This is a genomic window from Bradyrhizobium sp. UFLA03-84 (assembly GCF_002289535.1).
Taxonomy (GTDB): Bacteria; Pseudomonadota; Alphaproteobacteria; order Rhizobiales; family Xanthobacteraceae; genus Bradyrhizobium; species Bradyrhizobium viridifuturi.
In genome coordinates this window covers 1,042,426-1,054,216 of record NZ_NSJY01000005.1, presented here as the reverse complement: position 1 = coordinate 1,054,216, position 11,791 = coordinate 1,042,426, and the positions used below count along the sequence as shown (strand labels likewise).

At 64.8% G+C, this 11,791-nt stretch carries 10 protein-coding genes; 4 read left to right on the top strand and 6 right to left on the bottom strand.

Annotated features, from left to right (window positions below; genetic code table 11):
- Positions 1–83: 83 nt before the first annotated feature.
- The 3 genes from CK489_RS07705 to murJ all read right to left on the bottom strand — a co-directional run bounded on the left by CK489_RS07705 (position 84) and on the right by murJ (position 3,322).
- Positions 84–578, bottom strand: coding sequence for a universal stress protein (locus tag CK489_RS07705; RefSeq protein ID WP_050629068.1), 495 nt, complete (start codon positions 576–578; stop codon positions 84–86).
- A gap of 86 nt (positions 579–664) precedes the next feature.
- Positions 665–1,717 carry a tryptophan--tRNA ligase gene (gene trpS, locus CK489_RS07700; RefSeq protein WP_095731820.1) on the bottom strand — a complete coding sequence of 351 codons (1,053 nt, stop codon included), beginning with the start codon at positions 1,715–1,717 and terminating at the stop codon, positions 665–667.
- A gap of 66 nt (positions 1,718–1,783) precedes the next feature.
- A complete protein-coding gene (murJ, locus tag CK489_RS07695) occupies positions 1,784–3,322 on the bottom strand; it encodes a murein biosynthesis integral membrane protein MurJ (RefSeq protein WP_095731819.1) in 1,539 nt (512 codons plus the stop codon).
- Positions 3,323–3,415: 93 nt separating this feature from the next.
- Between murJ and CK489_RS07690 the strand changes: the two genes are divergently transcribed.
- Entirely contained in the window at positions 3,416–4,417 is a 1,002-nt protein-coding gene (locus CK489_RS07690) for an adenosine kinase (protein WP_095731818.1), read from the top strand.
- A 142-nt stretch (positions 4,418–4,559) separates the two neighbouring features.
- On the opposite strand, the gene CK489_RS07685 is transcribed toward CK489_RS07690, so the two are convergent.
- Both CK489_RS07685 and CK489_RS07680 read right to left on the bottom strand, forming a co-directional pair.
- On the bottom strand, positions 4,560–6,260 hold the full coding sequence (locus tag CK489_RS07685; protein WP_095731817.1) for an AMP-binding protein: 1,701 nt from the start codon (positions 6,258–6,260) through the stop codon (positions 4,560–4,562).
- A 145-nt stretch (positions 6,261–6,405) separates the two neighbouring features.
- Positions 6,406–7,599 carry a serine hydrolase domain-containing protein gene (locus CK489_RS07680; protein WP_050629073.1) on the bottom strand — a complete coding sequence of 398 codons (1,194 nt, stop codon included), beginning with the start codon at positions 7,597–7,599 and terminating at the stop codon, positions 6,406–6,408.
- Positions 7,600–7,946: 347 nt separating this feature from the next.
- Here CK489_RS07680 and CK489_RS07675 point away from each other — a divergent pair, with 347 nt between their 5' ends.
- Both CK489_RS07675 and CK489_RS07670 read left to right on the top strand, forming a co-directional pair.
- A complete protein-coding gene (locus tag CK489_RS07675) occupies positions 7,947–8,270 on the top strand; it encodes a hypothetical protein (protein ID WP_050629074.1) in 324 nt (107 codons plus the stop codon).
- 183 nt (positions 8,271–8,453) lie between these two features.
- Positions 8,454–9,947 (top strand): NAD-dependent succinate-semialdehyde dehydrogenase, encoded by a 1,494-nt coding sequence (locus CK489_RS07670; protein ID WP_050629075.1) that lies wholly within the window; start codon positions 8,454–8,456, stop codon positions 9,945–9,947.
- A 68-nt stretch (positions 9,948–10,015) separates the two neighbouring features.
- Here CK489_RS07670 and CK489_RS07665 read toward each other — a convergent pair whose 3' ends face one another.
- Complete coding sequence (locus CK489_RS07665; protein WP_095731816.1) at positions 10,016–10,915, bottom strand: amino acid ABC transporter substrate-binding protein; 900 nt, start codon at positions 10,913–10,915, stop codon at positions 10,016–10,018.
- Positions 10,916–11,055: 140 nt separating this feature from the next.
- On the opposite strand from CK489_RS07665, the gene CK489_RS07660 reads away from it, so the two are divergent.
- Positions 11,056–11,757, top strand: coding sequence for a GntR family transcriptional regulator (locus tag CK489_RS07660; protein WP_050629077.1), 702 nt, complete (start codon positions 11,056–11,058; stop codon positions 11,755–11,757).
- Positions 11,758–11,791 lie beyond the last annotated feature (34 nt).

The following is an 11,791-nucleotide window of genomic DNA, read 5'->3' as shown; positions in this document are numbered from 1 at the left end:
CTAAAAAGCCGCCGATCAAGCCGCAAAACCGCGGTTCCGGGCCGCGATCCATGCCTTGGGAGGGGTTTCGAGGTCGATAACCCCTATGACAGGGCATCGATCTCGGCGTCGGTCAGGCCGCCGGGCACGATGGTCACCGGGATCGGGAACGTGCCCATGGTCTTGGCCATGGTGGTGATGATCGGCCCGGGGCCCTCCGCGCCGGGATTGGCGGCCAGCACCAGCATGGCGATATCGACGTCCTTGTCGATCACGTCGAGGATCTGCTCGGTCGGGTCGCCCTCGCGAATCGCCCGCTCCGGGGTGATCGCGGCGATCCCGTTGGCGCGGCCGGCGGCGCGGTCGAGCGCCTCATTGGCGGCCTCCTCGGCCTCCGCGCGCATGATGTCGGCGACCCCGAGCCATTGCTGGTTCTGATCCTCGGTCTCGATCACCCGCAGCATCACGACGCCGCCGCCGACCCGGATCGCCCAGCGGCTGGCGTAATACACCGCGCGGTCCCATTCCGCAGTGTCGTCAACGATGACGAGGCATTTCGGCTTGTGACCTGTCTCGTAGCTTCGTCGCTGGGTGGTCATGCATGTCCCGGTGCTGAACCAAACCAACCCATGCTGCCACACTCCCTCCCCGTTGGGGAGAGGGAGCGCGCAGGCTGCCGGTGACGTCAGCGCTGGCGAATGAAGCCGACGATATCCTTGGTGAGGCGCATGGTCTCGTCGGCGATGCCGCGGGCGCGGTTGGCGCCGTCGACCAGGATCGAGTCGACATGGCCGGGATCGGCGACCAGCTTCTTCATCTCGGAGGCGATCGGCGCCAATTTTGCAACGCAAACCTCGACCAGCGAGTTCTTGAAGCTGGAGAACTGCCCGCCGCCGAACTGCGTCAGCACCTCCTGCTTGGAGATGCCGGCGAGCGCTGCGTAGATGCCGACCAGATTGTCGGCCTCCGGGCGCGTCTCGAGGCCCTTTTCCTCCGACGGCAGCGGCTCCGGATCGGTCTTCGCCTTGCGGATCTTCTGCGCGATGGTGTCGGCGTCGTCGGTGAGGTTGATGCGCGAATTGTCCGACGCATCCGACTTCGACATCTTCTTGGTGCCGTCGCGCAGGCTCATCACCCGCGTCGCGGGCCCCGTGATCAGCGGCTCGGGCTGCGGAAAGAACAGGCCGTCGGCGAAGCCATGGCCACGGATCGAATCGCCGAAGTCGTTGTTGAACTTCTGCGCGATGTCGCGGGACAGCTCGAGATGCTGCTTCTGGTCCTCGCCCACAGGCACATGGGTGGCGCGATACAGCAAGATGTCGGCCGCCATCAGCACCGGATAGTCGTAGAGCCCGACGGAAGCGTTCTCGCGGTCCTTGCCGGCCTTCTCCTTGAACTGGGTCATGCGGTTCAGCCAGCCGATCCGCGCGACGCAGTTGAAGATCCAGGTCAGCTCGGCATGGCCGGCGATCTGGCTCTGGTTGAACACGATGTGCTTCTTGGCATCGATGCCCGCGGCGATGAAGGCCGCGGTCACCTCGCGGGTGTTGCGCGCGAGCTCGGCGGGGCCGCCCCAGACCTCGACGCCCTGCGTGATCGCGTGCATGTCGACGACGCAATAGATGCAGTTATGGGTCTGCTGCATCTTCACGAAGTTGACGATGGCGCCGAGATAGTTGCCGAGGTGCAGATTGCCCGTCGGCTGGACGCCTGAGAAAACCCGTTCAACGAACGCCATGGTCTCGATTCCCGGAAAAGATCGCTTTTGCGGCGTCGTTTGCCACTTAAGCCCCGCGCGCGCAAGTCAGGCGGGGCGTCTTTGCCTGATGGCGTTAACCGCCGCGCGCCAGCCGGTGACGCCGAAAGCTTGCAAAAACAGCCCGTAAGTGGCGATGCCGGCCGCGATCAGCACGAGGAGGGCAGCCGCCCGCGCCAGACCGTGCGCGCCTTCGGCCGGCAGCGCGCCTTCCGCAAGCCACAGCAGGGCGCCCATCGCGAGCGCCGCGACCAGGATACGCGGCAGCCGGCGGCGGGCATCGGCATCGATTGAAAAGCCGAAGGTCGCGGCCCCCTTGCGGATCAGCGCCAGCGCATTGCTCCAGGCGCCGAGCGCGATCCCTGCGGCAATGCCGCTGGCGCCGAAGAGATGGCGGAGCAGGAAGGCCGCGGCGATCGCCACCACGACCGCCTTCAGCGTCGCAAACAATGGCGTCAGCGTGTCCTCGCGGGCAAAGAATGCCGGCGACAGCGCCTTCACCAGCACATGCGCCGGCAGCGCGAGCGTCAGCCAGATCAGGGCCTGTGCGGTTGCCGCGCTATCCTCCGCGGTGAACGCGCCGTGCTCGAACAGCATCCGCACGATCGGTCCGCTCAGCACCATCAGACCGAGCGTCGCCGGCAGCGCCAGCCCGGCCGCAAGCTCGAGGGCGCGCGATTCCGCATGCGCGATCGCCGCATGCTCGCCGCTGCGCACGGCGCGCGTCATCTCCGGGATCAGCACGGTACCCATCGCGACGCCGACAATGCCGAGCGGCAGCTCGAGCAGGCGGTTGGCGAAATAGAGCCAGGACACCGCCGATGGCGAGGTGGACGCGATCACCGCGCCAGCAACCATGAGCCATTGCGGCGCGCTGCTCGCGACCATGCCGGGGACCGCGCGGCCGAGAAAGCCGCGCATCTCGGGATCGAAGGAGACGCGCAGCGGCGCCGCGAGCTTTGCGCCGCGCAGCGCCAGCATCGACAGTTGCAGGAAGCCGGCGACGCCGATGGTGGCCGCCATGACAAGCGCGGCCTGCACCGGATCCTGCTGCCGCATCAGCAGCACCGCCATGACTGCGATCAGCGTGATGTTGAACAGCAGCGGCGAGAACGCCGTCAGCGCAAAGCGCCCCTGCGCGTTGAGCAGCGCCATCATCACGGTGACCGGGCCGGCGAAGGCGAGATAGGGCAGCATCAGCCTTGCATCGTCGACGGCGAATTGCAGCGTGTCGCGGCCGACAAAGCCGGGCGCGATCGCCGCGATCACCAGCGGCATCAAAACGCCGATCACGAGCGCGGCCGCGATCACGGCGGCGCTGACGGTGCCGAGCACGCGACCGGCAAACGCGGTTGCCGCGTCCATGCCGTCCGCATCGCGCGCCTTCAGCCATGCCGGCACCAAGGCAGCGTTCAGCCCACCCTCGGCCAGCAGCCGCCGCACCACGTTCACAAGCTGGAACGCCGCCAGAAACGCATCCGCCACCGGCCCCGCGCCAAGCAGCGCCGCGATCACGGAATCGCGCACGAAGCCGAGCAGTCGCGAGGCCAGCGTTCCCGAGGAGACGGTGAGGAAGGAGCGGAACATCGGATCTGTATAGCAGCCGCTTCCCTTGCTGGCGCTAGGTGTAACGTGATAGGTCGCGGCTCTTGTTGGGTGGCGTTAACACAGGGCAGGTCTATGGCTGACGCAAAATATGACGTTCTCGGGATCGGCAACGCGATCTTCGACGTGCTGGTGCAAACAGATGAGGCATTCCTTGCCCGTCACGGCATGACCAAGGGCTCGATGCAGCTGATCGACGAGGCGCGCGCCACCGCGATCTACAGCGACATGGGCGTGGCGACCGAGATGTCGGGCGGCTCGGCTGCCAACACCATCGTCGGCGTCGGCAATCTCGGCGCCCGCGCCGCCTATGTCGGCAAGGTCAAGGACGACCAGATCGGCAAGCTTTACGTCCACGACATCCGCGCCGCCGGCGTCACCTTCGACACCGCGCCGGCCAAGTCCGGCCCGGCCACCGGCTGCTGCTACGTGCTGGTGACGCCGGACGGCGAGCGCACCATGAACACCTATCTCGGCGCCGCGCAGGACCTGACGCCCGACGACATCGTTCCGGCGCAGATCGAAGCCGCCGGCATCATCTATCTCGAAGGCTATCTCTGGGATCCGAAGAACGCCAAGGACGCTTTCGTGAAGGCGGCGACGATTGCGCATGGCGCCGGCCGCCAGGTCGCACTGACGCTGTCGGATTCGTTCTGCGTCGATCGCTACCGCGACGAATTCCTCGATCTGATGCGCAAGGGCATCGTGGACCTGGTGTTTTCAAACGAGTCCGAGTTGCACTCGCTGTACCAGACCTCGGATTTCGACACCGCGCTGAAGCAGTTCGGCAAGGATACGAAGCTCGGCGTCGTCACCCGCAGCGAGAAGGGCTGCGTCGTGATCTCCGGGAATGAGGTTACTTCGGCGTCGGCCTCTCCGATCGACAAGCTCGTCGACACCACAGGCGCCGGCGACCTGTTCGCGGCCGGCTTCTTGGTCGGTCTCGTGCGCAATGTCGGTTACGAAAATGCCGGCCGTCTCGGCGCGCTCGCCGCCGCCGAGGTGATCCAGCACATCGGCGCCCGCCCGCTGGTGTCGCTCAAGGATCTGGCGAAGGCGAAGGGGCTGCTGGTTTAAGGCGCGGCTCACTTTCTTCACCTCTCCCGCCTGCGGGGGAGGTCGGCGCGTAGCGCCGGGTGGGGGCTCTCTCCATAGAATGACTCATGGAGAGAGCCCCCACCCCGAACCTCCCCCGCAAGCGGGAGAGGGAGACGAAGCATCACGCCGTCTTCGCCGCCTTCAATCCCAGCCGCTTTTCCACCGCGTCGCGCATCACGAACTTCTGGATCTTCCCGGTCACCGTCATCGGGAATTCCTCGACGAACTCGACATAGCGCGGGATCTTGTTGTGGGCGATCTGGCCCTGGCAGAAGTCGCGGACCTCGTCTGCCGTGAGCGTTTCGCCTGACCGCACGCGAACCCAGGCGCACAGCTCCTCGCCGTAGCGTTGGTCGGCGACGCCGAAGATCTGCACGTCCTGGATCTTCGGATGGCGGTAGAGGAATTCCTCGATCTCTCGGGGATAAAGGTTCTCGCCGCCGCGGATCACGAGGTCCTTGATGCGGCCGACGATGTTGCAATAGCCCTCGTCGTCGATCACGGCGAGATCGCCGGTGTGCATCCAGCCATTGGCGTCGAGCACCTCGCCGGTCTTTTCCTTCTCGTCCCAATAGCCGAGCATGACGCTGTAGCCGCGGGTGCAGAGCTCGCCGCGTTCGCCGCGCGGCACCACCTTGCCGTCGAGATCGACCACCTTGACCTCGACATGCGGATGGACGCGGCCGACGGTGGAGACGCGGCGCTCCAAGGGATCATCGGTAGCGCTCTGGAAGCTCACCGGGCTGGTCTCGGTCATGCCGTAGGCGATCGTCACCTCGCGCATGTTCATCTCGGTGTTGACGCGCTTCATCACCTCGATCGGGCAGGGCGCGCCGGCCATGATGCCGGTGCGCAGCGAGGAGAGATCGAAGCGAGAGAACTCCGGATGATCGAGCTCGGCGATGAACATGGTCGGCACGCCGTACAGCGTCGTGCATTTCTCCTGCGCAATCGTCGTCAACGTCGCCAAGGGATCAAAACCTTCGCCGGGATACACCATGGTGGTGCCGAGCGTGACCGAGGCAAGGTTGCCCATCACCATGCCGAAGCAATGATAGAGCGGCACCGGAATGCAGATGCGGTCCTGTTCGGTCAGCCGCATGGCGCGGCCGGTGAAGTAGCCGTTGTTGAGGATGTTATGATGGGTCAGCGTCACGCCCTTCGGCGAGCCGGTGGTGCCGCTGGTGAACTGGATGTTGACGGGGTCGTCGAATTGCAAGCTCGCGCCGAGCGCCGCAAGCTGCTCGCGATGACGCTCCCCGCCCATCTGCGCGACCGCATCGAACGGAATTGTGCCCGGCGCCGCCGGGCCGCCGATCTGGATCACGGCGCGCAGTTGCGGCAGCCGCGCCGATCGCAATTGGCCGGGTGTGGCGCTCGCAAGCTCGGGCAGCAGCGTGTTCAGCATCTCCATATAGGCCGAGGTCTTGAACGCGGTCGTCGTCACGATCGCGGCGCAGCCGACCTTGCCGAGCGCGAATTCGAGCTCGCTCAAGCGATACGCCGGATTGATGGTGACGAGGATCAGCCCGGCCTTTGCGGCGGCGAATTGCGTCAGCGTCCATTCCGGCCGGTTCAGCGACCAGATGCCGATCCGCTCGCCGCGTTGCAGGCCGAGCGCAAGGAAACCCGCCGCCAGCGCCTCGACCCGCTCAGCGAAATCGTTCCAGGTCCAGCGCACATTGTGGCTGGGCGAGACCAGTGCCTCGCGCTCACCCCAGCGCGCGCGGGCGCGATCGAGGCTGCGGCCGATGGTTTCACCGAGCAGCGGCGTATCGGAAATGCCGCAGACATAGCTGTCTGCCTTGGGGGTGGGTGCCAAGTTCGTCCTCCTCGTGGTCGTGTTCGTGTCGCGCTTTTTTGCGCGATCTTAGTCGTTTGGCGTCGACGGCACAGGCCCGACCTATGGCGGGTATGAAAAATCCCTCCCCGCGAGGAGAGGGATTTCGCGTTGCTCGGCTGGAACCTTACGCCGCCCTTTGCCCGCTGCCGGCGTCGAGACCGGCATAGATGCCTTTCTCGAAGCCTGCGAAGGCCTCGAGACTATGCTTGTCGGCGAACGGCAGCAGCTGGGTCAGGATCACGCCGCAGACGTCGCGCGACGGATCGATCCAGTAATAGGTGTTGGCGAGGCCCGCCCAGGCGAGGCTGCCGGGGCTGCGGCCTTCCGGCGTCTTGGCGGTGTTGATGAGGAAGCTCAGTCCCCACTTCTTCACCTGGTCCGGATAGAGGTCGACGTCGTTGGTGTACGGCGGCGCCGCGGTCGTCATCTTGCTGACGCTGAGATCGCCCATCTGGTTCTGCCCCATCGCCGCGACGGTCTCGGGCTTCAGCAGCTGGTTGCCGTTGCCTTTGCCCTTGTTGAGGATCATCTGGCAGAACTTGATGTAGTCGGCCGCGGTCGAATACAGCCCGCCGCCACCCATGTGGAATTCCGGATTCTGCTCGAGCTCGAACGGCATCGCGGCGAGCGTGCCGTCCTCACCGCGGGCATGCATGCCGACCAGCCGCTTGCGCATGTTGTCCGTGATCTTGAAGCCGGTGTCGCTCATGCCGAGCGGCGCAAACATGTTGTCACGCAGATAGGCATCGAGCTTCTTGCCGGATGCGGCTTCCACGGCCTTGCCGACGAAGTCGATATTGATGCCGTATTCCCAGCGCGTGCCGGGATCGCTCGCGAGCGGCGTCTTCAGCGCGGCGTTCAGGCAGGAGATGATCCCGGGCGTGCCGGTCTTCTCCATGTATTTCCCCATGTCGGCGTTCCACAGGTCGTAGCAGAAGCCTGCGGTGTGGGTCATGAGCTTGCGCAGCGTGATCGGCGCCTTCGCCGGCCGCAGCTTCGGCTCGCCCTTGGCGTCGAAGCCGTCGAGCACCTGCGGCGCGGCGAGATCGGGCAACAGCTTGCCGATCGGCTCGTCGAGCGACAGCTTGCCCTGCTCGACCAGCTGCATCGCGCCCGCTGACGTCACCGCCTTGGTCATCGAGGCGATCCAGAACACGCTGTCGGCCGTCATCGGATCGCTCTTGGAGAGGTCGCGCTTGCCGAACGCGCCTTCGTAGATCACGTCCTTGCCGGTGGCCGCGACGGCGACCACGCCGGGAATCTCCTTTGCCTCGCTCTTCTGCCGCAATACCTGATCGATCTGAGCCTTGCTCTGCATTGGGGGCGTCCTCCGGTGGGGTTTATTGTTTTGAAGTGCGGGGATCATCCTCCCGCTTTTCTGCTCCCGCAAGGCGGCCGCGAAACGATGATGTCGCGATGTCGTGAAGGACGGGGACGCAGGAAAGGCGCCGTTCAACGAATGTTCACTACCAGCGGATTTTGCGGTGGACTCCGGACATGTCCGAGGTGGACGCTCGTGGAGGGCCACGGTAACGTGATCGGCAGATTGATTTTCGTACCTGTTTTTTTGCATTAACGCATTCAGATCGCTGCACAAAAGGTGTGGCGAATTGGGATGGATTTGACGAAAAGATTCGTCATTTCGCGCCTTGCGGGGACGCAGCAATGATTTCGACATGGAGTGAATGGAAGCGCTATCCGCGGCCGGGCCGCGGCGAGAATATCGAGGCGCCGATCAGCCCAGGCCTTTACGAAGTCCGCTACGCGGGTACCGGCGCGCTGCACTCATTCGAGGCAGTCGACAATGTCGCCCATGCGCTGGCCATGCTGCAGACCGGCACCAAATCCTGGTTCGGCCGCCGCGATGCGCGGGCGCAGGCCGACCTCGAATACCGTACCTGCGCGACCTCGACTAAGGCGGATGCCAAGGCTGCGGCCGAGCGCATGATCGGCCGTCGTGAAACCTACATGTCCGGCGGCGCGATCTGACGAGATTCCCCGGTGCGCAAATTGCGCAGCTGCGGTTGGATGCTCTGCATTGCCGGGTAACATCAGCTCGCAACGGCGTCGCGTTTGCGTCCAAGCAGGGTCGCGCCGGCGGCCAGTGCATCACAGTGGCTTTCCGCCTATATAGGCGGCGAAGACCCTCCAAAGACATTCCAGGAGTAACCCATGACCCCGCCCGTTGCCGCACGCGCCACACAATCCGCAACGTCCCTCCACGACCGTCTGAAGGACCCGTCGCTGTTGCGCGATCGCTGCTATATCGACGGCGCCTGGGTCGGCACTCCCGAGTTCGCCGTCAACAATCCGGCGACCGGCGTCGAACTGATCAAGATCGCGCAGCTGGGCGCCGATGATGCAACCAGGGCCGTCGAGGCCGCGCAGCGCGCGTTTCCGGCGTGGGCCAAGCTGACCGCCAAGCAGCGTTCCAACATCCTGCGCAAATGGTTCGATCTGATCATCGCCAACCGCGAAGACCTCGCGCTGATCCTGACCTCCGAGCAAGGCAAGCCGCTGGCGGAGGCGCTCGGCGAGGTCGACATCGGCGCCGCCTATGTCGAATTCTTCGCCGAGGAGGCGCGCCGCGTCTATGGCGAGACCATTCCGACCCAGCGTGCCGACGCGCGCCTGCTCGCGATCCGGCAGCCGATCGGTGTCTGCGGCGCCATCACGCCGTGGAACTTTCCGAATTCGATGATCACGCGCAAGGTGTCGCCGGCGCTTGCGGCCGGCTGCACGGTGGTGCTGAAGCCCGCCAACGAGACGCCGCTGTCGGCGCTCGCGCTCGCCGTGCTTGCCGAGAAGGCCGGCGTGCCGAAGGGCGTGCTCAACATCATCACCGGCGATGCGCCGCCGATCGGCCAGGTGCTGTGTGAGCATCCGGCGGTGCGCTTCGTCGGTTTCACCGGTTCGACCAATGTCGGCAAGATCCTGTATCGTCAGGCGTCGGTCGGCGTGAAGAAGCTCGGCCTCGAGCTCGGCGGCAACGCGCCCTTCGTGGTGTTCGACGATGCCGATATCGATGCGGCCGTCGAAGGCGCCATCGTCTCGAAATATCGCAACATGGGTCAGACCTGCGTCTGCGCCAACCGCCTCTACGCCCAGGACAAGATCTACGACCAGTTCGTCTCGAAGCTGTCGAAGAAGGTCGCCGAGATGAAGATCGGCGACGGCACCGAACAGGGCGTGACGCAGGGCCCGCTCATCAACATGAAGGCAATCGAGAAGGTCGAGCGTCACATTGCGGACGCCGTGAAGGGCGGCGCCAAGATCGTGACCGGTGGCAAGCGCTCGTCGCTCGGCCGCAGCTTCTTCGAGCCGACGGTACTGTCGGACGTGCGGCCGGATGCGCTGGTGGCGCAGGAGGAAACGTTCGGGCCGCTCGCGCCTGTCATCCGCTTCAAGGACGAGGCCGACGTGATCGCGATGTGCAACGCCTCGCCGTTCGGCCTTGCCTCCTACTTCTATTCGCGCGACATCGGCCGGGTCTGGCGCGTCGCCGAAGCGCTGGAGTCGGGCATGGTCGGCGTCAATTCGGGCCTGATCACGACGGAGGTCGCGCCGTTCGGCGGCGTCAAGGAAAGTGGCCTCGGCCGCGAAGGCTCACGCCACGGCATGGATGAGTATGTCGAGATCAAATACGTGATGATGGCCGGCGTCTGATCGCCGTCATCACCGTCTGTTCGCTCAAGCCCGGCTCTGATTGAATCAGGGCCGGGCTTCTTGCTTGATCACACGCCCTTGTCGTTCGGATTGGCGACGGCGTCCTTCAGCGCTGCCGTCATCGGGAAATTCAGGTTCACGTTCTTCGGCGGAATCGGCCGCGTGAACCATTTTGCATAGAGCTCCTGGAATTCGCCGCCCTTCATCATGGCGACCAGCGTCTTGTCGACCAGCGCCTTGAACTCCGGATCGCCCTTGCGAAGGATCAGCCCGTAGGGCTCGGTGCGCAGGCTATCGTCGATGATGCGCCAATCGGACGGATTGGGGCTGCCGGCGATCAGGCTCGCCAGCAGAATGTCGTCCATCACGAAGGCCTCGCTGCGCCCGGTGGTCAGTGCGAGGAACGACGCAGCATGGTCCGGCGTCAGGATGTTCTTGGTCTGAAAGTTCTTCTCCTGGGCGCGCGCACTCAGAAGCCCGATCGAGGTCGAGCCCGAGGTCAGCGAGACCGGCCGGCCGCCGAGATCCTCGAAGGTCTTGATCGGCGCGTCCTTCCGCACCACGGCGCGGATGCTCGACACGAAGATCGTGTCGCTGAAGGCGACGACTTTCTGCCGCTCCAGCGTGTTGGTGGCGGGACCGCACACGATGTCGATGGTGCCGTTCTCGATCAGCGGTATCTGGGTGGAGAGCTGGATCGGCTGCAGCCTGGTCTGCAGCGAGGGCTGCTTGAGCTCGATCTTCACTGCCTCGACGATCCGCGCGCAGAGGTCCATCGCAAAGCCCACCGGCTTCTGGTTGTCGTCGAGATAGGAGAACGGGACCGAGACGTCACGGTGTCCGAGCCTGATCTCGCCGGCGTCGCGGATCTTGGCCAGTGTGCCATTGGGTGATTGAGCCAGCGCCGGGGCGGGAGCCGCGATCGCAAGAAAAGTTAGGTAGATCAATCCCTTGGCGGATTTTTTCATCAGGCGCTCGCGGATGCTGGTAGTTCTGGATACGATAGACGTAGATTTTATACACGGCATTGCATAATAGGCCAATCGATTTTATATAATCATGGCCCGGCTGGATATTCATGGCGGCCCGCGAGCGAGAGAGAAGCCGGATGGACCCTGCACCCGCCGCAAGCCTTCGAGTAGCCGGACCCCACGGTTCCGCTCCGGATGCCGTGCGCGAGGCACTGCGGGCCGCGATCAGCTCCGGCGAACTGGCGCCCGGGTTGCAGCTGCGCCAGGACGAACTCGCTGCCCGGTTCGGGACCAGCCGCATCCCGGTGCGCGAGGCGCTGCGCCAGCTCGAGGCCGAAGGCTTTGTCACCTTCCTGCCGAATCGCGGCGCCGTCGTCTCCGATTTGTCGGTCGACGAGGTGATCGAGCTGCTCGAGATCCGCATCGCGCTTGAATGCCACGCCTTGCGTTTGGCGATCCCCGCGATGGGCGAGATCGATCTCGAAGAGGCGACGCAGATCCTCCGCGCCTATGATGCCGAGCCCGATCCAGCGCAATGGGGCGCCTTCAACTGGAAATTCCACGCTACGCTCTACGCGCCGTGCAATCGCCCGCGGCTGCTCTCGATGATCGAAGCGAATTACGGCCATGTCGGCCGTTTCACCCGGGCGCTGGTGTCGCAGGCGACCGGCAAGGAGCGTCCGCAGCGCGAGCACTACCGGCTGCTCGAATTCTGCCGTGACGGCGAGGTCAAGAAAGCGGTTCGGCTGCTGCGTGACCACATCGAGGAGACGCAGAAGACGCTGCGTTCGGCGCAGCGCCAGGCGTTGCGCGATGCGGGCGACATGCGCCCGGTCTGATCGACAGGACAATATGAATTATCGCGGCTCCGCG

Excerpts from the sequence above, each read along its gene's own strand:
- CK489_RS07670 (WP_050629075.1), top strand. The coding sequence starts at position 8,454 with ATGACCCCGCCCGTTGCCGCACGCGCCACACAATCCGCAACGTCCCTC.
- CK489_RS07660 (WP_050629077.1), top strand. The coding sequence starts at position 11,056 with ATGGACCCTGCACCCGCCGCAAGCCTTCGAGTAGCCGGACCCCACGGT.
- murJ (WP_095731819.1), bottom strand. The coding sequence starts at position 3,322 with ATGTTCCGCTCCTTCCTCACCGTCTCCTCGGGAACGCTGGCCTCGCGA.
- trpS (WP_095731820.1), bottom strand. The coding sequence starts at position 1,717 with ATGGCGTTCGTTGAACGGGTTTTCTCAGGCGTCCAGCCGACGGGCAAT.
- CK489_RS07705 (WP_050629068.1), bottom strand. The coding sequence starts at position 578 with ATGACCACCCAGCGACGAAGCTACGAGACAGGTCACAAGCCGAAATGC.
- CK489_RS07665 (WP_095731816.1), bottom strand. The coding sequence starts at position 10,915 with ATGAAAAAATCCGCCAAGGGATTGATCTACCTAACTTTTCTTGCGATC.
- CK489_RS07680 (WP_050629073.1), bottom strand. The coding sequence starts at position 7,599 with ATGCAGAGCAAGGCTCAGATCGATCAGGTATTGCGGCAGAAGAGCGAG.
- CK489_RS07675 (WP_050629074.1), top strand. The coding sequence starts at position 7,947 with ATGATTTCGACATGGAGTGAATGGAAGCGCTATCCGCGGCCGGGCCGC.
- CK489_RS07690 (WP_095731818.1), top strand. The coding sequence starts at position 3,416 with ATGGCTGACGCAAAATATGACGTTCTCGGGATCGGCAACGCGATCTTC.